The 20,521-nt window shown below is 73.7% G+C and carries 18 protein-coding genes; 11 read left to right on the top strand and 7 right to left on the bottom strand.

Going from position 1 to position 20,521, the window contains the following annotated elements; translation table 11 throughout:
- Positions 1–48 precede the first annotated feature (48 nt).
- Entirely contained in the window at positions 49–2,139 is a 2,091-nt protein-coding gene (locus ACZ6I3_RS31210) for a PhoX family protein (RefSeq protein WP_469419155.1), read from the top strand.
- A 21-nt stretch (positions 2,140–2,160) separates the two neighbouring features.
- Here the strand turns inward: ACZ6I3_RS31210 and ACZ6I3_RS31205 are convergent, their stop codons facing one another.
- Positions 2,161–3,147, bottom strand: coding sequence for a LysR family transcriptional regulator (locus tag ACZ6I3_RS31205; RefSeq protein WP_469419153.1), 987 nt, complete (start codon positions 3,145–3,147; stop codon positions 2,161–2,163).
- 173 nt (positions 3,148–3,320) lie between these two features.
- Between ACZ6I3_RS31205 and snpA the strand changes: the two genes are divergently transcribed.
- Positions 3,321–3,980, top strand: a complete 660-nt coding sequence (gene snpA, locus ACZ6I3_RS31200; protein ID WP_469419152.1) for a snapalysin — start codon at positions 3,321–3,323, stop codon at positions 3,978–3,980.
- Here the strand turns inward: snpA and ACZ6I3_RS31195 are convergent.
- Positions 3,977–4,993 (bottom strand): endonuclease/exonuclease/phosphatase family protein, encoded by a 1,017-nt coding sequence (locus ACZ6I3_RS31195; RefSeq protein WP_469419150.1) that lies wholly within the window; start codon positions 4,991–4,993, stop codon positions 3,977–3,979. The two genes, snpA and ACZ6I3_RS31195, sit on opposite strands and share 4 nt — an antisense overlap.
- A 43-nt stretch (positions 4,994–5,036) precedes the next feature.
- Positions 5,037–5,864 carry an alpha/beta fold hydrolase gene (locus ACZ6I3_RS31190; protein WP_469419148.1) on the bottom strand — a complete coding sequence of 276 codons (828 nt, stop codon included), beginning with the start codon at positions 5,862–5,864 and terminating at the stop codon, positions 5,037–5,039.
- 79 nt (positions 5,865–5,943) lie between these two features.
- Between ACZ6I3_RS31190 and ACZ6I3_RS31185 the strand changes: the two genes are divergently transcribed.
- Positions 5,944–7,308: an aminotransferase-like domain-containing protein gene (locus ACZ6I3_RS31185; protein ID WP_469419147.1), complete on the top strand. Its 1,365-nt coding sequence runs from the start codon at positions 5,944–5,946 to the stop codon at positions 7,306–7,308.
- A 345-nt stretch (positions 7,309–7,653) separates the two neighbouring features.
- On the opposite strand, the gene ACZ6I3_RS31180 is transcribed toward ACZ6I3_RS31185, so the two are convergent.
- Positions 7,654–8,610 carry a hypothetical protein gene (locus ACZ6I3_RS31180; RefSeq protein WP_469419146.1) on the bottom strand — a complete coding sequence of 319 codons (957 nt, stop codon included), beginning with the start codon at positions 8,608–8,610 and terminating at the stop codon, positions 7,654–7,656.
- A gap of 87 nt (positions 8,611–8,697) precedes the next feature.
- Complete coding sequence (locus tag ACZ6I3_RS31175; RefSeq protein ID WP_469419144.1) at positions 8,698–9,147, bottom strand: hypothetical protein; 450 nt, start codon at positions 9,145–9,147, stop codon at positions 8,698–8,700.
- Between the two features lie 172 nt (positions 9,148–9,319).
- Here ACZ6I3_RS31175 and ACZ6I3_RS31170 point away from each other — a divergent pair, with 172 nt between their 5' ends.
- The 4 genes from ACZ6I3_RS31170 to ACZ6I3_RS31155 all read left to right on the top strand — a co-directional run bounded on the left by ACZ6I3_RS31170 (position 9,320) and on the right by ACZ6I3_RS31155 (position 14,864).
- Entirely contained in the window at positions 9,320–10,381 is a 1,062-nt protein-coding gene (locus tag ACZ6I3_RS31170) for a serine/threonine-protein kinase (protein ID WP_469419143.1), read from the top strand.
- Positions 10,382–10,505: 124 nt separating this feature from the next.
- On the top strand, positions 10,506–10,841 hold the full coding sequence (locus ACZ6I3_RS31165; RefSeq protein WP_469419142.1) for a hypothetical protein: 336 nt from the start codon (positions 10,506–10,508) through the stop codon (positions 10,839–10,841).
- 4 nt (positions 10,842–10,845) lie between these two features.
- A complete protein-coding gene (locus ACZ6I3_RS31160) occupies positions 10,846–13,461 on the top strand; it encodes a substrate-binding domain-containing protein (protein WP_469419141.1) in 2,616 nt (871 codons plus the stop codon).
- On the top strand, positions 13,461–14,864 hold the full coding sequence (locus ACZ6I3_RS31155; protein WP_469419319.1) for an extracellular solute-binding protein: 1,404 nt from the start codon (positions 13,461–13,463) through the stop codon (positions 14,862–14,864). The genes ACZ6I3_RS31160 and ACZ6I3_RS31155 overlap by 1 nt, the downstream gene beginning before the upstream one ends.
- Before the next feature lie 215 nt (positions 14,865–15,079).
- On the opposite strand, the gene ACZ6I3_RS31150 is transcribed toward ACZ6I3_RS31155, so the two are convergent.
- Positions 15,080–15,232, bottom strand: coding sequence for a hypothetical protein (locus ACZ6I3_RS31150; RefSeq protein WP_469419140.1), 153 nt, complete (start codon positions 15,230–15,232; stop codon positions 15,080–15,082).
- Positions 15,233–15,361: 129 nt separating this feature from the next.
- Here ACZ6I3_RS31150 and ACZ6I3_RS31145 point away from each other — a divergent pair, with 129 nt between their 5' ends.
- The 4 genes from ACZ6I3_RS31145 to ACZ6I3_RS31130 all read left to right on the top strand — a co-directional run bounded on the left by ACZ6I3_RS31145 (position 15,362) and on the right by ACZ6I3_RS31130 (position 19,430).
- Positions 15,362–16,705 carry a helix-turn-helix domain-containing protein gene (locus ACZ6I3_RS31145; RefSeq protein WP_469419139.1) on the top strand — a complete coding sequence of 448 codons (1,344 nt, stop codon included), beginning with the start codon at positions 15,362–15,364 and terminating at the stop codon, positions 16,703–16,705.
- A gap of 68 nt (positions 16,706–16,773) precedes the next feature.
- Positions 16,774–17,784, top strand: a complete 1,011-nt coding sequence (locus ACZ6I3_RS31140) for a permease (RefSeq protein ID WP_469419137.1) — start codon at positions 16,774–16,776, stop codon at positions 17,782–17,784.
- Entirely contained in the window at positions 17,781–18,548 is a 768-nt protein-coding gene (locus tag ACZ6I3_RS31135) for a TIGR03943 family putative permease subunit (RefSeq protein WP_469419317.1), read from the top strand. The genes ACZ6I3_RS31140 and ACZ6I3_RS31135 overlap by 4 nt, the downstream gene beginning before the upstream one ends.
- Before the next feature lie 114 nt (positions 18,549–18,662).
- Positions 18,663–19,430, top strand: coding sequence for a GAF and ANTAR domain-containing protein (locus ACZ6I3_RS31130; RefSeq protein ID WP_469419136.1), 768 nt, complete (start codon positions 18,663–18,665; stop codon positions 19,428–19,430).
- 32 nt (positions 19,431–19,462) lie between these two features.
- Here ACZ6I3_RS31130 and ACZ6I3_RS31125 read toward each other — a convergent pair whose 3' ends face one another.
- Positions 19,463–20,248, bottom strand: a complete 786-nt coding sequence (locus ACZ6I3_RS31125) for a hypothetical protein (protein ID WP_469419135.1) — start codon at positions 20,246–20,248, stop codon at positions 19,463–19,465.
- Positions 20,249–20,521 lie beyond the last annotated feature (273 nt).

Here is a 20,521-nt window from a genome sequence, read left to right as displayed (position 1 = left end):
TGCCCCTACGGTCACGCTGACACCAAGGGCATCCAAGGAGAGAGCAAAGTGCGAAAGCTGCTGCCGTTGATCGGAACGCCGTCCGATTCGCACCCTGGCGGCCGGTCCGCCATGACCTGTCGTTTCCGGTGTGGTGACGCCTGCTTCCACGAGGTGCCCAACACCAGCTCCAACGAGTACGTCGGTGATGTGATCGCCGGCGCCCTCAGCCGCCGGTCGATGATGCGGGCCGCGGCCGTGGTGACCGTGGCCGCCGCGGGTGCGGGCGCCGTGGGCGTCGGGCAGGCGCAGCCTGCCGGTGCGGCACCGGCATCGGTGTCCGCGGCGGACGCCGCCGCGGCCGCACGGCGTAAACACAAGGGCGCGCGCGGGCTGCGCTTCGCGTCCGTCGCGCCCAACACCACCGACGCCGTGACCGTGCCGGACGGGTACGGGCAGAACGTCGTCATCCGCTGGGGTGAGCCCATCCTGCGCGGGGCGCCCGCCTTCGACCCGGAGAAGCAGACCGCCAAGGCGCAGGCCGGGCAGTTCGGGTACAACTGCGACTTCCTCGCCCTGCTGCCGTTGCCCGGGGAGCGGGGGCGGCAGCTGCTCGTCGCCAACCATGAGTACACCGATGAGATTCTGATGTTCCGGGGGTACGACGCCGCCAACCCCACCCGTGAGCAGGCCGAGATCGCCTGGGCCGCGCACGGGCTGTCCGCGGTCGTCGTGGAGGGTGACCGGAAGACGGGGAAGCTGACCGCCGTCTCCCGGCATCAGCTCAACCGGCGCGTCACCGCCACCACCGAGTTCCGGCTGACCGGGCCCGTCGCCGGGTCGAAGCTCGTGCGGACCTCCGCCGACCCGACCGGCACCAAGGTGTTCGGCACCCTCAACAACTGCTCGGGCGGTGTCACCCCGTGGGGCACGACCCTGCACGGCGAGGAGAACTTCAACCAGTACTTCGCCAACAGCAGCCGGGCGACCGACAAGCGGTACGGGATCGGGACCGGCGCGACCGACCGTAAGTGGGAGCGGTTCGACAAGCGGTTCGACGTCGCCCAGGAGCCGAACGAGGTGCACCGGTTCGGGTACGTCGTCGAGTTCGACCCGTACGACCCGGACTCGACCCCGCGCAAGCACACCGCGCTGGGGCGGTTCAAGCACGAGGCCGCGACCGTGCGGCTCACGCGGGACGGGCGGCCCGTCGTGTACTCCGGTGACGACGAGCGGTTCGACTACTTCTACAAGTTCGTCGGCAGCAAGCGGATGCGCCACGGAACCTCGCGTGCCGTCCGTGAGCACAACCTCTCGCTGCTCGACGAGGGGACCCTGTACGTCGCCAAGCTCAGCGGTGACTCCCCCGCCATCGAGATCGACGGCACGGGCAAGCTGCCGCAGGACGGGGAGTTCGACGGGAGCGGGCAGTGGATCCCGCTGGCCACCGCCACCGCGAAGGGGGCCGTCTCGCACGTGGACGGGATGAGCGCCGAGGAGGTGTTCGTCTTCACCCGGCTCGCCGGTGACAAGGTGGGCGCCACCAAGATGGACCGCCCCGAGGACATCGAGCCCAACCCGGTGACCGGCAAGGTGTACGTCGCCCTGACGAACAACACCAACCGCGGTGTCGGCTCCAACGCCAAGGCGGACGAGGCCAACCCGCGTCACGCCAACAAGCACGGGCACGTGCTGGAGCTCACCGAGCGCTGGAACCGGCCGGAGAGCACGAAGTTCGCCTGGTCGCTGTTCCTGGTCGCCGGTGACCCGGACGACCCGGCGACCTATTTCGCCGGGTTCCCGAAGGAGGGCGTCAGCCCCATCTCCTGCCCGGACAACGTCGCCTTCGACCCCTACGGCAACCTGTGGCTCTCCACCGACGGCGCCCAGCTCGGCTCGCACGACGGCCTGTTCGGCGTGGCGACCCGGGGTGAGCGGCGTGGTGAGCTCAAGCAGTTCCTGACCGTGCCGAAGGGCGCCGAGACCTGCGGCCCGATCATCCAGGACCGGCGCGTCCTGGTCGCCGTGCAGCACCCGGGCGAGATCGACGGCGCTTCGGTGGAGAAGCCGGCCAGTGCCTGGCCCGACGGCCCGGGCAAGTACGTCCGGCCGGCGGTCGTGGCCGTGTGGCGTGCCGACGGGTGCGACATCGGCGTCTGAGCCGCCGCACCTTCGAGAGGCTCAGGGGAGGGCCGGGCTCGGCGGTCTGTGCGGGCCGTCGGGCGCCGGCCGCTCCCTGAGCCGCGCGGCGTTCTGAGATCCTCGTTCCAGCCATTCCCAGTACGCCGGTGCCTGCCGCGCCACCTCGCCGTACGCCTCCTGCAGCGCGGGGTAGACGCCGGTCAGGGCCGTCTCCGTACGAGCCGCGACGAGCAGCCGTACGCCGAGAGGGTCGCCTTTGATGCGGCGTACGGCCATGTCGGGGCGGGGGGTGCGGGTCGGCTGGCACACGGTGACCACCTCGCCGGTCGCCACCAGGGCGTCGGCCGTGTGGTAGTCGCCGTGCAGCACGTGCGGGCTGACGTCGGCGGCGCGGAACATCCGCTGGACGGCGTCCCATTCGCCGTCGACCGTGGGGTCGATCATCCAGCGGTCGCCGGCCAGGTCGCTCAGGTCGACCTCGGGTTTCGCGGCGGCCGGATGGTCGACGGGCAGCGACACGCACTGCGGCTCGCGTTCGACCAGGACGCGCAGCCGGAGTTCCGGGGGGATGCGCAGCGGGCAGCCCTCCACCTCGTGCACGAAGGCGACGTCGAGCTGGCCGTCGACGACCATGCGGAGCAGGGCGTTCGCGGAGACGTTCATATGGAGGGTGGGATTCTGGCCGTGGGCGCGCAGCCGGCGCAGCCAGCCCGCCAGGGCCTTGCTCGCGGTCGAGCCGACCCGGAGCTCGGTGCCGCCGGCCGCCGCCGCCCTCGCCTCGACCACCAGCAGGTGCATCTCGCCCAGCAGCGGACGGGCGCGGCTCAGGACCAGGCGGCCCAGCGGGGTGGGGCGGCAGCCGGTGTGGGCGCGCAGGAACAGCGGGCCGCCCAGCTCCTGTTCGATACGGCGCAGTTGTGTGCTCAACGACGGCTGGGCAACGCCCAGGTGCCGGGCGGCGCGGTGCAGACTGCCGGTGTCGGCTATGGCGCACAGCGCGCGGAGGTGCCTCACCTCGAGCTCCATGCTCCGTGAGGCTAAAGCGGATTCGCGACTCTAACCAGCCACATAATTCAGCGCTAAAGCATGTGAATTGGGCAGCCAATAGTTCTGTCCTATCGCCGGTTGCCATCATCACAGGCGCCGCACAGGCATCGAGACTCACCGGTGACGACTCAAACCCCCACCAAGGAGTCTCCATGCGAAAGTCCATGTCCGCGCTGGCGGTTCTCGGTCTCGGCCTCGCGACGGTCGGCTTCGGGACGACCGTTCCCGCGGCGGCCGCCCCGGCGCCCGCCCCGCACGCCGGGTACGTCGCCAACTCCGCCGAGTCGGACGCGAGCAAGGCCTTCTTCCAGGCCGTCCTGAAGTCCGTCGCCGAGAAGCGTGCCGCGAACCCGAGTGCCACCGCGGCCGTCACCGTCGTCTACGACGCGTCCCGCGCCCCGACGTTCAGCTCCCAGATAGCGCGCAGCACCCAGATATGGAACAGCTCGGTGTCGAACGTGAGACTCCAGTCGGGGTCCGCGTCCTCCGCCGACTTCAGCTACCGGGAGGGCAATGACTCCCGTGGCTCGTACGCCTCCACCGACGGGCACGGCGGCGGCTACATCTTCCTCGACTACCGGCAGAACCAGCAGTACGACTCCACGCGGGTCACCGCCCACGAGACCGGTCACGTCCTCGGTCTGCCCGACCACTACTCGGGCCCGTGCAGCGAGCTGATGTCCGGTGGCGGGCCCGGCACGTCCTGCACCAACGCCGTTCCGAACGCCAACGAGCGGTCCCGGGTGAACCGGCTGTGGGCCAACGGCTTCGCGGCGGCGATGGACAAGGCCCTGGAGAAGTCCGGACGCTAGGACCCACCGGACCCGGGGCGCTGATGCAGCGTCAGGTCGGTGATCACCGACCGGTGGTCCGTGTCGGCCAGGTCCAGGACGCGGGTGTCGCGGGCCGCGAAGTCCCGTGACACCAGCACATGGTCGATCTGGGCGCCGAGCGTCGGGGCGGTCCGGGCCGGCCAGGTGGCCGCGCGGTCGGCGCCGTCCAGGCGGGCGGCGTCGCGCAGGCCGGTGTCGAGGATGCGGCGGAAGGCGGCGTGGTCCTGGGAGGCGTTGAAGTCGCCGGCCAGGACGAGCGGGGTGCCGCGGTCGGTGACGGCGGCGGCGCGCACGGCCCCGAGCTCCCGCTTCCAGAGGTCCACCTGCTGGGGCAGCGGGGGCATGGGGTGGGCGAGCTGGAGCCGTACGGCGTGCCCGTCCACGTCGGCCACCGCCCCGGGCATGCCCATGGTGCCGGGGACCCCGTCGGTGGGCCGGAGCGTGAAGCGGCTGAGGATGACGGAACCCTCGGAGCCGCCGCCCTCGACGGCACTGCGGTGCGGATAGCCCCGTGAGAGGTCCTTCCTCAGCCGCGCGTCACAGTCGTAGTCGCACTCCTGTACGAAGATGATGTCCGGTTTCTCGCGGCGGACGGCGGCGACCAGGGAGCCGGTGCCCTGCCCGAACTCGACGTTCGAGGTCAGCACGCGCAGGTCGGCGACCGGAGGGCCCGCGGGGTCGTCGACCTTGCCGTACGGCTCGATGAACCAGGCCAGCAGGCCGAGCACGGCGACTCCCCAGGCCGTTCCCAGCCACCAGCGCGTGCGCAGGGTGAGCAGCAGCGCCAGGCCGGTGGGCGCGAGCAGCCAGGGGAGGAAGGCGAGGAGCTGCGGGACGGGGGTGACGCCGTCGCTGTCGGCGGTCCGGAACCCCATGACCACGCTCACGCCCGCGAGCAGCAGGAAGGCGAATCCCGCGCCGAACCCCCGCCCGGGCGGGCGGTGCTCCGGCCCGTCGTCCGTGGCGGTCCATTCGGCAGCGGCGGTGTTCACAGGCCGGCCTTCCGTTCGCGCGGTGGTACGCCCGCATCCTCCCTCAAGGACGGGGTGGGGCGGAGGAAGACTGCCGTGCGTCGACGCGGGCCAGGAACTCCGCCAGCGCCTCGTCGAACACGTCCGGGCGTTCCAGGTTCGGCAGGTGGGCCGCGCCGTCGATGATGTGCAGCGCCGCGTCGGGCAGGGCCGCGTGCAGGGACAGGGCGTCGGAGACCGGGGTGAAGGTGTCGTCCGCTCCCACGACGACCAGGGCCGGGACGGAGACACGGGTCAGCAGATCGTCGTAGCCGGGGCGCCGGGCGCGGGCGCGCAGGGCCGCGGCGGCGCCCTCGGGGGCGGTGGCCGTCATCATGCCGTGGACGTGGGCCTTGATCCTGTCGGGAGCGTAGGGGGCGACCATCCGCTCCAGGACCTCGTCGGCGTAGCCGCCCATGCCCTCCGCGAGGAGGCGGTCCGCCATGGCGTCGCGGGTGCGGACACCCTGAGGGGTCTCCGCCGACGGGAAGGTGTCCGCGAGGACCAGGCCGCTGACCCGCTCGGGGAACAGGCGGTAGCAGTCCATCGCGATCTGGCCGCCCATCGACAGGCCCGCCAGGACGAACGACTCCACCTTCAGCTCGTCCAGCAGGGCCTCGATGTCCCGGGCGAATCCGGAGAAGTCCGTGACGGCCGGGGTGACCGGAGAAGCGCCGTAACCGCGCAGGTCGGGGGCGATGACCCGGCGGTCCGCCGAGAACGTCCGGAGCTGCGGGGCCCACATCGTGCGGTCGAAGGGGTGGCCGTGGACGAGGACCAGGGGGACCTTGGGGACAAGCGGCTGCCGGTCGGTCACGGGGCCTTTGTCCTCGTATGCGAGGAAGGGTGCCATGAGGACGACCCTAGGCCGCCCAACTACTCGGTGCAATAAGATCTTTGCTCTCGGTGCAATCCAAGGGGGAGGCCGACCGATGGGTGACTACCGGCGTATCGCCGACACGATCGCCGACGACATCGCCACCGGGCGGCTCCGGCCCGGCCAACGGCTGCCTCCGCAGCGGGCGTTCGCGCGACGGCGCGGGATCGCCCCGTCCACGGCCGGGCGGGTGTACAGCGAACTCGTGCGGCGTGGGCTGGTCGTCGGCGAGGTGGGGCGCGGCACCTTCGTACGGGCCGGACCGGCGGGACCGGCGGGGCAGGCGCTGGCCGAGCCCGGGCCGGCCGACGTCCCCGTCAACCTGGAGCTCAACTACCCCAGCGCGCCCGGCCAGCCGGAGCTGCTCGCCCCCGTCCTCGCGCCGCTGCTGCGCCCCGACGTGCTGGCCGAGGCCCTGCTGCCGGCGGCCGCCACCGGCACCCCGGAGGCCCGGGAGGCCGCGGCCGCCCTCCTCACCACGCCCGGATGGCGCCCTGCCCCGGACCGGCTGCTGTTCACCGGCAACGCCCGCCAGGCCATCGCCGCCGTCCTGGCCTCCCTGGTCCGGCCGGGCGGCCGGGTCGGCGTGGAGCAGCTGACGTATCCGCTGGTCAAGGAGATCGCGGCCCGGCTGGGCATCACCCTGGTGCCGCTGGCCGGTGACACGGCCGGGCTGCTCCCCGAGGCCGTCGCGGCCGCGCACCGCACGGCACCCCTGTCCGCCCTGTACGTGCAGCCGACGCTGCACAATCCGACGTCCCTCACGACGAGCCGGACGCGGCGGCTGCAACTCGCCCAGCTCATCCACCACTTGAACCTCCCGATCGTGGAGGACCGCATCTGGTCCTTCCTGCACGGGCCGGGCGAGCGGCACGCGGCCGGTGATCCCCTCGCCGCCCATGCCCCGGCCCTCGCCCATGTCGTCGACGGGCTCTCCAAGCGGGTCGCCCCCGGGCTCACCGTCGGGTTCCTCGTCGTGCCGCCGCAGCGGGTCGCCGCCGTGGCCGACGCCGTGCGGTCGGGCGGCTGGAACGCGGGCCGGTTCGCCCTGGCGGCGGCCGTGCGCTGGGCGTCGGAGGGGACGGTGGCGCGGCTGGTGGAGGCCAAGCGGGCGGACGCGGCGCGGCGGCAGCGGATCCTCGCCGAGGAACTCGCCGGCTTCGCCGTGCGCTCCGACCCGCGTGCGTATTTCGCCTGGTGGGAGCTGCCGTCCCCATGGCGCGCCGACACCTTCACGGCCGCTGCCGCGGCCCACGGCATCGCCGTCACCCCCGGCCCCGCCTTCGCCGTCGCCCCCGGCCACACACCCGACGCCGTCCGACTCGGACTCGCGTCGGCTCCGGAGGGGGACCTGCGGCGAGCACTGCGGACGCTCGGCCGGGTCGCCGCGCGGCGCGGCGGGCGCCGTGGCGGCGGGTGAGGGTTGCGGGCCGCGGGTGGCTGTCGCGGGTGCTGGCGTGTGTCGCCGGGTGGCGAGGTGCCGGCCGGCGCGCTGCGCGCCGAGCGCCGGCGGCGGGCTCGGGCTCGGGTCGGGTTCGGAGGTGGGGTTGCGGGGGGCGTTGTTGAGGCTGGCCTGTGTTGCCGTGTGGCGAGGCGGCGGTCGGTGAGTCGCGTGCCGAGTGTCATCGTCCGGCTCGGGTTGGTGTCGGCTCCGGAGGAGGATCTGCGGCGGGCGCTCGGCCGGGTCGCCGCGCGGCAAGGCGGGGCCGTGGGTGGCGGGTGAGGGTTGCGGGCCGCGTGCGGCCGTCGCGGGTGCTGGCGTGTGTCATCGTCGGGCTCGGGGGCGGGTCGGGTTCGGAGGGGGATCTGGGGCGGGCGCTCGGGCGGGGCGTCGTGTGGCGAGGTAGCGGCCGGTGAGCCATGAGCCGAGTGCCACTGTCAGGCCGAGGGCGAGGAGCAGCCAGGAGACGGTGCGCAGGGTGGTCGTGAGGGCGTCGTAGACCGCGCCCACGGCCGGGCGGTGGAGGGCGTCGGGCAGGTCGGCGAGGGTGAGGCGGCGGCCGATCGCGACGGCGAGGACCAGCAGCCCGCCGCCCAGGGCCGTGCCGAGGCCGAGGGCGGTGAGCGCGCGGCGGCGGCAGGCGGCGACGGCGATCCCGGCGACGGCCAGGACGGCGGCGGAGAGCGGCAGCCAGAAGGCGGCGGTGTCCAGCACGTGGTATCCCCTGCGCAGTCGGTCCACGTCCCCGGCCGGGAGCACCGGGACCCGGGCGTGCGTGACCGGGATACGGTGGGCGAACGACACGTGGTCGTCTTCGAGTTGGCGTTTGACCCGGGCGACGACCGGGGCGAGGTCGACGGTGACCGCGGCCGCGGTCTCCTCGTCGTCGCGCAGGGCGCGCAGCACGGCGGCGTGGACGGCCTGGTTCGCCGCGTCCCAGGCGGCGCGGAACGCCTCGGTGCGGGTGAAGGAGCGCGCCGCGTCGTGCACGAAGGGCCCGACCGCGCCGCGCAGGGAACCGGTGTCGAGGTCGTGCCCGGCCTCCCGCATGATGCCGTCCCCGACGGCGTCCGCGACCGCCCCCTGCACGTCCGGGTCGGCGGCGAGCGGCGCCATCGTACGGACGTAGCGGCCGGTGTCGGTCAGCCCGTGCGCCGCCCAGGACGCGAGCGCCCCGAACGGCACGAGCAGGCACGCGAGGGCCAGCAGAACGGCCGACAGGGCGTTCCGTGGTCGTAGGGGCGCCTTCTCGGGTACGGGCGCCCGGTCGCGCTCGGGCACCCTTCCAGGCAAGCCGCCCCGGGCCCGCCCCGCGCGCGGGGTGACTGCAATCGGCCGCACAGGTCGAGCCGAACGGGGACCGGCCGGTCAGCCGATGCGGTGGCCCGTGGCGTCCTCGTGCGTGTAGTAGCGGTAGAACATGGTCAGCAGGACGCCCGCCCCGGCCGCCAGGCCCAGCCACATGGACCACAGCACGGACAGGCCGGACTGGCTGATGAGGAAGCCGGTCGCGCAGCCCGTGAAGGCGAACCAGAGTGCCGCGTGCAGTTCGCGTCGCAGCCTCGGGCCGAAATGCCACACGGCGGCGAACAGCACGGCGAACACGAGCGCGGTGACGAAGCCGAACAGCAGGTTCCAGCCCGTGATGGGCCCGCCGTAGCGCCGGTTGGCCGCGGCCCAGTAGCCGTAGACGAGCCCGAGGGCGACGGGCACCGCGACCTTCGCCAGGGCGTGGGCGCGCGGGCTGAGGACGTCGGGTGTACGGCGCTGCGTGAGTTCCCGGGCCACCTCGCGCGTGGCGGGTGCCGCATGAGCCATGAGAGTGCTCCTCTCTCCCTGCCCCTGCCTACCAGGGCACACCTGCGGGGGTCCGTCGGCAAGTCGGGGGGCGAACCACCCGAAGGCGGACGTTTGCGGTCCTGGCCGCCCCCCTTTGCAGCCGCAGAGGTTACGGTGCTGCCGTACGTGATCGACCGGGGGAGGGGAAGAGATGCCCGGAACCGTGCTGCTGCTGGCGGCCTCGCCGCTGGGCAGGGGGCGCCTGGTGGACGCCGCCTCCGTGCTCCCCGTCCTCGCCGCCGTGCCGCCCGCCGTGCTGTCGGGCACGGACACCGCGAACGTCGTCGAACTGGCCGACCCGCTGGATCCGCAGGCCGTCCTGACCCGGCTCCGCGCCGCCGCCACGGCCCCCGGCCCGCTCACCGTGTACGTCACGGGGCAGCTCCAGCTCGACCGCAAGCAGCGCCTGCCGCATCTCGCGCTGGCCCGCACCACCGCCCCGACCGTGCGCTACACGGCCTTTCCCTGGCACTGGTTCCGGGAGGAGCTGCGGCTCAGACCCGCCGGGGCGACCACGCTGGTGCTCGACCTGCACGCCGACGCCGAGGCCTGGGAGCTGCTGCGGAGCAGCCCCCTGGACTCAGGCCGCGGCACCGCCGTGCACGGGCGCGTCGCACCACCGCCGTCCCGGCGCGCGGTCGCGGCACCGGCGTACATGAAGGCCGTGGCGACGATCCTGCGCAGCGGGTTCCGCCCGCCGCCGGAGCAGCTGCACCAGCAGGCGCTGGCCCGGATCGCGCAGGAGAGCGCCGGCCGGGACATCGTGATCAGTGCGGCCGGGCCGGTGAGCGGTGACCCGCATACCGCCATCACCGCCGCCGTCCAGTCCGGCCGGCACCAGGACGCGGACGCGCTCGCCGCCCGGCACGAGCAGGCCGCCGTGGCCGCGCACGGACCCGCCTCCGAAGAGGCCCTGCACTGGGCCGAGGTCCGGGCCGACCTGGCGATGTTCGCCGGGGACGCGGCCCGCAGCTGCCGCACCTGGCTCTCGGTGGCCACCGCCCGGCTGAACGCCGGGCAGGCGGTGGACGCGCCCGCCGTCGAGTCGGCCGTCGACCGGGCCCACCACCAGTGGGGACAGATATCCGACTCCGCCCAGGCACGTGAACTGGGGTTCGGACTCGCCGAGTTGCGCGGCCGGGTGCCCGGGCGGCGCGAGGGGGCCCTGGACCACGTCCAGCGGCAGCTGCGCCAGCTCCAGACCCAGGGCTGAGTGCCCGTGCGCCGGGTGCGCGTGGCGTGAGAAGGGCGTGCGATCGCTCGCGCGGTTCGCGTCAAAGGTCTGCCCCGCGGCCTGACCCGGTGTCATGATGTCGGGTATGACAGAGGGGGACGAAGTGGCTGTCTTAGGCGTACGCGTCCGGCTGGGTGACGGCGCGACCGTGGACGATGTCAGAGCCCTGCGGGCGTGGCTGGAGCGGGACGAGCCCCTGGAGCAGTTGCTCTCCGCCGGGCAGCTGCGTATCGAGGAGCGGACCAGCACGGACGGGCCCAAGGGGCGGCTGGGACCCGACGTCGAACTCGTCCTCCAACTGCTCGGCGACCTCGCGACGGTCGTGGCGCTGACCGAGTACACCAACCGCGCGGTGAAGACCTGGAAGAACAACCGCCGCAGGCTCCAGGGCGGCGAACCCGATTCGGAGATCCGTCCGCTGGGCTCCGACGGCGAGTAGCCCGGTGAGCCGCTTCGACCCGCGCGGCCGAGCCAACCGTGCGCTGCTCGTCGGCGTGTCCGAATACGACCACACGGCGCCGGATCCGCAGGGCGTGACCGGCCAGCTTCCCGCCGTGCGGCACAACCGGACGACGCTCGAGGAGGCCCTGCACCGCGGCGGGGTGTTCGGCACGGGTGAGATCAGGGTGCTGGCCTCGCCGTCCCAGGACGACTTCACCGGCGCGCTGCGCCGCGCCGTGCGCGAGGCCGAGGGCCTGCTGCTGCTCTACTTCGCCGGGCACGCCGTCGTGAACACGTCCGGCGGCGAGCTGCATCTGCAGCTGCGCACCGCCCGGGTCGTCGCGGGCGAGTTGCCCGGCGCGGTGAGTTTCGCCCAGGTGCTGGGCGAGATCTGCGTCGCCGAGAGCCGCGCCGAGAAGGTGCTGGTGATCCTGGACTGCTGCTACGCGGGCCACGCCGCGGGGATCTGGCACCGCTTCCCCGATCCGGAGGGGAACAAGGAGAAGGTCCTCCTCCTGATGAGCGTCCAGCCCAACCGCTGCATCCTGGGCGGGGACGCCGACATCGCGACGCCGTTCACCCGTGAGCTGGCGGAGGTTCTCGACGAGGGCGGGGAGGTGTGGCTCTCCGAGCTGTATCCCAAGCTCAAGCAGCGGATGGACGAGGCGGGTTACCGGGCGGAGGAGGACGACCCGCAGATACCGCAGGCACTGGCTCCGCCATGGGACCCGGACGCGGACGTCCTGCTGGCGGCGCGACCGGTGCCATCACCGGCGCCGTTGCCGGCGCCTGGGCCCGTGCCTCCGGCGGCCCCGGAGCCGTCCCCGCCGCCTCCCCCGCCTCCCCCGCCGTCCCCGACGCCCGGCCCCCCGCCCCGCCTTCGCTGGTCCCGCCTGCTCGGACGCGCGGCCGACGGCGTCCGCTCCGTCGCCGGCCGGCTCGGCCGGACCCTGCTCACCCTCCTGCTGGCCCTGCTCGCCACCGGCGCCGGCGGCTACGGGATCTTCGCGGTCATCGGCGATTCCACGACCTGCGCGCCGTCCCTGGAGTTGCGCGTGCTGACCGACCCCGACCTGGAGCCGGCGATGCAGGCCGCCGCGGACGCCTACTTCGCCTCGGGCGCGAACACCACGGACGACGGCTGCCGGCGCGGCGGTGTCACCGTCTACAGTGCCGGTGCCGCCGCCGTGGTGAGCGCGCTGGGCAAGCGGACCGACGCCTGGCAGCAGCCGCGCGAGGACGACAACCCGCAGCGGGACATCGGCCCGCAGCCGGACGTGTGGATCCCCGCGACCGGCGCCGACGTCGGCCGGGTCACCGCCGCGCAGGAGGACCGGGTCTTCGCCCGACTGCAGCCGGACGCCCGGCCGTTCGCGTACTCGCCGGTCGTGCTGGCCGTCCCGCGGGACCTCGCCCACACCCTCGGGAAGCCCACCGGGCGGTCGCTGTCGGAGCTGGTCGACGCCCTGGAGGCAGCACCCGGAACCGCCGAAGTACACCGCCCCGACCCCGCCTTGACCGGCTCGGCGCTGCTCGCGACCGCGGGCCTGTACGGCGACGGGGGCGACGCGCGCGGTGCCGAGCTGCGCTTCACCCGGCCCGAGCGGCCCGAACCCTCGGCCGTCAAACTGCTCTGCACGCTGCCCGACGACAACGCCGTGGACGACCGAGGCGCGGCCCTGGTCCCGGAGTTCCTGCTCAGGAGCGGGGTCGACTGCCACCCGGCCACCCGCGTGCCGCGCACCGCCGCCTATCCCGACGACGTACCCGCCCTGGAACCGACGTTCGTGCGGGTGCGCTGGGACCACGGCGACCTGGACGCCGACGCCCGCGACGACGAGGCGAACCGCTTCCGCACCTGGCTGACCGGTGCGGAAGGCCGGGCGGCACTCGGCGAGCAGGGCTTCAGGTCCGCGAGCGGTGAACGCGCTCTGCTCGACGCCGGATCGGCGGATTCCGCCGGTCTGACCGACACCGTCCGCCCGGGGGAGTCCGCCGACGCGTCGGATCTTGACAGGGCACTGGAGCGGTACGGCAACGCGCACGGAGCCGGCCGGGTCCTCTTCCTGCTCGACAGCTCCGGCTCGATGGCCGGTCTGTGGGACGGCCCCAGCGGCGGCCCCGGCATCCTGAAGCAGACCCTGCCCGGGCTCGGCGGGGAGGACGAGTACGGGGTGTGGGCCGTGCACGGCCTGTCGGGCCGTACGCACACCGAGCTGCTGCCCTTCGGCACCCACTCCCGCAAGAGAGCCGAGGAGGCCCTCGACACCGGCGAGGTACGGGACGCGGAGGCCGATCCGTCCGCTGCCCTGCTGGACGCCCTGGCGTTCATGCGGGAGCGCGGCGCCGACGACGAGAGGCCGCAGCTGATCGTGTACCTCACCGACGGCGAGGACGACACCCGCCTGAGCGGCGACCGGCTTGACCAGGTGGTCGACCGGGCCGGGGCCGCGGGTGTGCCCGTGGCGATGGTGACCCTGAACAGCGGGGCCTGCGACAGCGGCCGCCCCGGCACGCTCATCACCGAGGCCGGCCGGGGCCGCTGCCTGGACGCCCGGGACGACCTGGTCCCGTCCCTGCACGACGAGGTCGCCCGCATCGGAACGGGAGAGGAATGATGGCCCGCCGACTGCCCGCCGCCGCGCTGTCCCTGCTGTCCGCGCTGTCGCTGCTCGCCCTCGCCTCCTGCACCGGAGGCGAGAAGCGGGAACTGCCCCAGGGTGCCGACGCCTCCACCCGGATCGTGGTGGCCAGCGGCCAGGACGTCACCGGCAAGAACGGTATCCGCCAGCAGCTCATCGACGCCTGGAACGCCAGGGAGGGCTCCCACGGCTACCGGGCCCGCCTCGTCGAACTGCCCGGCTCCGCCGACCAGCAGCGCAGCCAGCTGCTCGGTGCCCTCCAGTCCGGCAGCGCCGACTACGACGTCGTGAACCTCGACGTGACCTGGGTCCCGGAGTTCGCCGAGTCCGGCGTGATCCGACCGCTGACGGACGCGGCCGTCGAATCCCCCGAGGACCTGATCCCGTCCGTGAACAGCACGTCGTACTGGGACGGGAAGCGGTACGCGGTCCCCTTCAACAGCGACACGGGACTGCTGTACTACCGCAAGGACCACCTGCGGAAGGCCAGTGCCTCCCGGACCGAGCTCAGCGACGGGGTCACCTGGCACGAGCTGCGGAACCTGATCGAAGCCGTCGCGCCCAGGGACGAGAAAGCGGGCTGGACCACCCAGCTCGCCCCGTACGAGGGCCGCACCGTCAACGCGATCGAGGCGTTCGCCTCGGCCGTACCGGGCTTCGAGCTGACCGACCGCGACGGCAAGTACGTCGCGACCGAGCAGCAGTTGACGGCGGGAGTGGCCGAACTGCGTGAGCGCACGGCGAAGGCCTACACGCTCAAGGATGCCTCCCAGTCCCGCGAGGCCGAGTCGCTGAGCGCCTTCGCGGAGGGCCGCACCACCTTCCTGCGGCACTGGCCGTACGTCTATCCCACCCTCCACGAGACCTTCAAGGACAAGCTCGGTGTGACCCGGTTGCCCGGCAAAGCGGTGCTCGGCGGCCAGAACCTCGCCGTCACCTCCTCCATGACCGGGCAGCGGGCCGCGAAGGCCGAGGAACTCATCGCGTTCCTGACCGACCCCGACAGCGAACGCTGTCTGCTGCGCGCGGGGTTCGCCGCGACGCGCGCCTCCGCCTACCAGGAGTCCGCCCCCGACTGCCGCCACGCCCCCGCGTACGCCGAGACGCCCTGGGCGTCCCCCACCGGCGAGAGCACGGTCCGCACGCCCCCCGACCGCTTCGCCGACGGCACCAGCTACTCCCGCGACATCCTGTACCCGGCGCTCCGCGAGGCCGTCCGCCGCCCGGTCACGCCGCTGTACGGCGCGGTGAACCGCACCCTCATCACCGAACTCGACGCGCTGTACGACCCGCCGCGGGACCCGGAGGAGAACACACCGGGCGACGCGGAGATAGCGAAGAGCCTCGACGAGGCGCTGAGAGAATTCCTGCCCGATTGAATCTCCCGGGCCGGCCGGACAGCGGATCCCACCCCCACCGGTCCGCCTCGTCGTGGAAACCGCAGACCAGGGCCGTCGCGGCTGGCATGGCCGGCAAGGTACCGGGGCAGCGGCGTTGGTCCAAGGGAGTCGGTTGGTATGACCCCGCTACAGCGCGAAGGACATGATGCGCGCCGACTGACTGCCGCCCGCCTGTTCAGACGCGGACCGGACCCTCACCTGGCGTGGGCGACGGTCTGCGGGCCGGGTAGTGGCTCCGCCGCTCTCGCCGGCCCCGCGTTCGCCGCGAGCAGCAGTGTCGCGATGGCGACGACGGCCGCGGTGAGACCTCTGGCGTAGCGCTCGGCGGTGCGTGTGCGGCTCAGCACGGCGACCTCGCAACGGGGGGCGGTGGCTACGGTGGCGGCGTGTTAAGCGGGTACGACAATTCGGCTTAACACTCCGTTTAACCTAGGGGCTGTTCGCGGCGAACGGCAAGAGGGGCAGGGGGAGTTGGCGTGGGAGAGCGTGACGATCCGGGGACGATCGGGCGCCGGGTGCAGCGGTTGCGTGTCGAACGCGGACTGACGCAGCGGCAATTGGCGGAACCTGTGTACACACCGGCCTATGTCTCCACGCTGGAGTCGGGCCGGGTGCGGCCCTCCGACGACGCTCTGCGGCATCTCGCCGAGCGGCTCGGCGTCGCCTTCGAGGAGCTGGCCACCGGGCGTTCGGCGCGGCTCGTGACCGAGCTGCGGCTGCGGCTGACCGAGGCCCAGCGGACCTTCGCCGTCGGCGAGGCCGAGCCGGCGGCGGCGCAGTACGCCGAGCTGCTCGCCGAGGCCGAGGCCCACGCACTGCCGGGGGAGCAGGCCGCCGCGTTGCTCGGGCTCGGCGAGTGTGCGGTGGAGACGGGCGAGCTGGTGGCCGGGCGGCAGTACTTCGAGCGGGCCGAGGCCTGTCTCGCCGGGGCCCCGCTGCCCGCCCGGGTCCCGGCCCTGCGCGGCCGGGCCGTCGCGCACTATCTCGCCGGGGAGCTGCGGTACGCGGTCTACCTGCTGGAGTCCGCCCTCGACGAGCTGAACCGCGGCGGGCTGCACGATCCCGACGCCCTGCTGCTGCTCTACGCCAGCGTCATCGGGCCGTACATGGACATGGGCGCGCATGCCCGCGCCGCCCAGGCCGCCGAGTTCGCCCTCGCGCTCGCCCCGCAGTCCGGCGATCCGGCCCTGGTCGCCCGGATGCACCGGTCCGTCGCCCGCACCCTGGTCGCCGAGGGCCGCCTGGCCGAGGCCGACGCCTCGCTGGCCAAGGCCGCCGAGCTGTACCGCGGCCTGCAGATCCGCACCGAACTCGCCAACTGCCACTGGATGCGCGGCTATGTGTACGCCCAGGACGGGCAACTGGAGCGTGCGGAAGGTGAGTTGAGGGAGGCCCTCGGCATGCTGACGGCCAGGCGTGCCGCCCTCTACAGCAGCCAGGTCGCCGTCGAGCTGGCCGATGTGCTCCATCGGCGCGGCAAGTCCGACGAGGCCGCCGCCCTGCTGCACGGGGTGCTCGACGACCTCTCCTCCGAGCGCGGCGCCGTCCACTCCGCCGCCGCGCACCGCCTCCTCGGCATCATCGCCGAGGACTCCCGCCGCACCGAGGACGCCGAGGAGCACTACGTCCGCGCCCTGAGCCTGCTGGAGCGGGCGGGCGCGGCCGGTGACCTGGCCGACCTGTGCCGGCTGCTGGGGGATCTGCTGCGGCGGACCGGGCGGGTGGAGGCCGCCCTCGACGCCTACCGGACCGGGCTCGGACACCGTACGGCCCCCGGCACCACCACTCTCGGCCCCGCGCCCGCACAGCCTCCTCTGTGAGGAAGCAGGGGCTTCGCACAGTCGTGCGGGTTAGCCTCGCACCCGGGATGTGAACGACGGGCGGGCGCGTGGAGAACCAACGGACGGTGGCCGACGGCATACGGCTGGGCCTGCGCGCGCTTGTGTACACCGTCGTCGGCGGTGCCGCGCTGATCGCCATCGTGACGGTGGGGTCGGTGCTCGGGCCGCTGCTCGCGCTCGATCTCTCCACCCCGCCGGTCGCGGCCTGGTGGACGGTGTTCACCGCGATCGCCGTCCAGGGCGTGCCCTTCCTGCTGCTCGGCACGGTGGTGTCGGCGGCGATCGGCGCGTTCGTGCCCGAGCGGGTGTTCCGGCGGCTGCTGCCCCGCCGTACGGCGCTCGCCGTGCCGGTCGCGGGCGCGGCGGGGGTCGTCCTGCCCGGCTGCGAGTGCGCGTCCGTGCCGGTGGCGGGCAGTCTGATGCGACGGGGTGTCGCCCCGGCCGCCGCACTGGCCTTCCTGCTGTCGGCGCCCGCGATCAACCCCGTCGTGCTCGTGGCGACCTCGATCGCCTTCCCCGGGCAGCCGGAGATGGTCCTCGGGCGGCTGGTCGCCTCGCTCGCCACGGCCGTGGTGATGGGCTGGCTGTGGGCGCGGTTCGGGCGCGAGGAGTGGCTGCGGCCGCCGAAGCGCAGTGGCGGTGGCCATGCGCCGGGTGGCGGACCGCGCGCCTTCGTCTCCGGGCTCCAGCACGACTTCCTGCACGCGGGCGGTTTCCTGGTGCTCGGGGCGGCGGCCGCGGCGACCTTCGACATCGTCGTGCCGAGGTCGCTGCTGGAGGTGTTCACGGGGTCGGCCTGGCTGTCGGTGCTGCTGCTCGCCGTCCTCGCGGTCGTGCTGTGCGTGTGCAGTGAGGCCGACGCGTTCGTGGCGGCGTCCCTGAGCGGCTTCTCGCCCACCGCGCGGCTGGCCTTCATGGTGGTCGGGCCGATGGTGGACCTGAAGCTGATCACCCTCCAGACGGGCACGTTCGGGAGGGCTTTCGCGGTGCGGTTCTCGTCCGTGACGTGGGTGGTGGCCGTGGCGAGCAGTGTGCTGGTGGGGTGGTGGCTGCTGTGAGGCGCTACGGACCGGCCGTCCTGCTCGCCCTCGTCGGCGCGGCGATCCTGCGGGTCTCTCTCTTCAGCGAGCTGTACCTGCGGTACGTCCAGCCGGGGTTGCGGCCGTACCTGGTGGTGTCGGGGGTGGGGCTGGTGCTGCTGGGTGTGGTGGTGGGGGTGGTGGTGCGGACGGCGGGGGCCCATGACGGGCATGAGGAGGAGGCGGGTGACGGGCACGAGGAGGGGAACGACCGGCACGACGGGCACACCCACGGCCCCGCGGCGCCCCGCGTCGCCTGGCTCCTGGCTCTCCCCGCCCTGGCCCTGCTGCTCTTCCCGCCGCCCGCCCTCGGCTCCTACAGTGCGGAGCGCGAGACGGCCCAGCGGGCGGCCCAGGGCGTCGGCGGCTTCCCGGCGCTGCCGTCCGGGAACCCCCTCGACCTCACCCTCGGAGAGTTCGGCTCCCGGGCGGTCTACGACAGCACCCGCTCGCTGAAGGGACGTACGGTCCGGCTCACCGGCTTCGTCACCCGCGACGACGACGGCACCTGGTACGTCACCCGCCTCCTCGTCTCCTGCTGCGCCGCCGACGCCACGGCCGGCAAGGCCGAGGTGCGCGGCGCCGACGCCCCGCCCGTCGACACCTGGGTCACGGTCACCGGCATCTGGCACCCCCGGGGCGAGCTGGGCTCGGCCGCCGCCTGGCCGCCGGTCCTCGACGTCACCTCCGAACGGTCCGTACGGCGGGTGCCGCAGCCGGACAACCCGTACGAGAAGCGCTGAGCGGGGCGTTTCGCCCCATCTGTGACGGGTAGTCGGGGCACGATTCCGGGAGGTCTTCGGAGCGCGCGGGTGTCGGCCGCCAGGCGTCCGGGGTGAGCGAAGGAGGCGGTTGTCGTGCGGCCCAGGGACGACCCCGGTGGTGACCGCGGCGGTGACCCCGGTGGAGACCTGGACCTGGACGGGCTACGGGCCGCCGACGTGATCGCCGAGGGCGTGCGCGGTGCCGAGCCCGGTGAGGTTCCGGCGCGGCTGTGCGAGGTCGCGGTCGAGCTGCTGCCGGTCGTCGGCGCGAGCGTGTCGCTGCGCAGCGACGGCATGCCCGTGCAGCTCAGCGCCAGCAATCCGCGGGCCGCGCGCCTGGCGCAGATCCAGGCGACGCTGGGCGACGGCCCCTGTCAGAGCGCCGTGGAAGACGGCGCGCCCGTGCTCGCCTGCGACCTGGCGACGGGCCGCGACGCCGGACGCTGGCCGGTCTTCGCCCAGGAGGCGACGGCGGCCGGGGTGCGCGCGGTGTACGCGGTGCCGCTGGGCAGCGACGCGGTGTACGTGGGCACCCTCGACCTGTACCGCGAAAGCCCGGGCGGGCTCACCGCACGCCAGCTGCACGTGGCCCGGCTCGTGGCCGGTGTCATGACGGTGGCCCTGATGGCGCTGGCGCGCGCGGACGAGCCGGAGGCGGGGGACGGGGAGGCCTGGCTGAGCGGGCTGGCCGCGGACCACGACGAGGTCTACCAGGCCGTCGGCATGATCATGGCCCAGCTCGGCGTCGGCGCGGACGACGCGCTCGCGCGGTTGCGGGCCGACGCCTTCGCGCGTGGGCGCACGGCCCTCGACGTGGCACGCGACGTGCTCGCCCACCGCACGCGCTTCGAACGGGACTGACGGGACTCACGGGACCAGGAGGGCAGGAGCGGTCAGATCTGCGCCCGGCCCTGCTTCCTGAGGTCGGTCAGCCGCTGCACTCCGAGCTGCACGGTCTGCTGTGTGACCTCCGCGTGCACCTCGTCGAGACCGGCGTTGGTGACGGTGACGGCCTCCTCGCCGACCCGCGCGGCGGCGAGGTCCATGGTGAGGTACGTCAGCTCCCCCTCCTCCGTCTCGCCGGCCAGCGTCACGCGCAGGGCCTGGCGGGCGTTCCCCACCGGAGGCAGCGGCATCCTGCTGACCTCGACGGTCTGGACGCCGCCGCGCGTGGTCGCGGCCATGAACTGGCCGCACTTGCCCGGCAGCGACTTCATCCAGGCGAGGGCGCGGTCGACGTCCGCCGGGGGGTGGGCGGCGACCTGGTAGCGCAACTGGGCGTCGGTGTCGGCGTCGTCGAGCGCGGACACCGCGTGCGGGCCCTTCGGAGGGCCGAAGAGGTCCTCGGCGTAGAGAGCGTCGAGCAGCCGTTGGCAGTCCGGCTTCTCCGTGGTCGCCTTGAGCAGCCCGTCCCGCCAGGTCCTGGCACCGCGCGTCGGCCCCCACGGCTCGCCCAGGTCGGCCTCGGTGATCAGCGCGGCCTGGGCCTGGGCCTGGGTGAGGGCGCCTCCGGAGCCGGCGGGCTGCTCGACGGCGGGCGAGACGGCCGAGGCGGGGGCGGAGGCGGAGAACCACCGGGGCCGTGGCCCCTCGACGGAACAGGCGGCCGTGGCCAGCAGTCCGGTCACGGACAGCGCGGAGGCGAGGAGGACACGGGTGGTGGCCGGAGGGTGCGTCATCGGGGGTGCCTCCTGCACGGGGCTCATGGGGCTCATGGAGGCGCCTTCTGGCGGGCGGGCTCTCCGGGAGATCGGGCCTGTGATCAGGTCCGTGCTCATACGGCACCACCGCGACGGGCGGCACACCAGTGCGACGGGCTGTTCGGGTGAGCACGGGCTGTTCGGGTGAGGACGGGCGGTGCTGGTGCCGGGCCGGGGGCGTCGGGGCGGAAAATCCGTCGCCCGGGCACCGACGCCCTGTTACGGTCGCGTCCATGCAGCGCGCCCAGCCGT

This window comes from Streptomyces sp. NPDC041940 (genome assembly GCF_055589465.1).
Note: the sequence above shows the minus strand (reverse complement) of the source record. Positions and strands in the feature narration are given on the sequence as shown.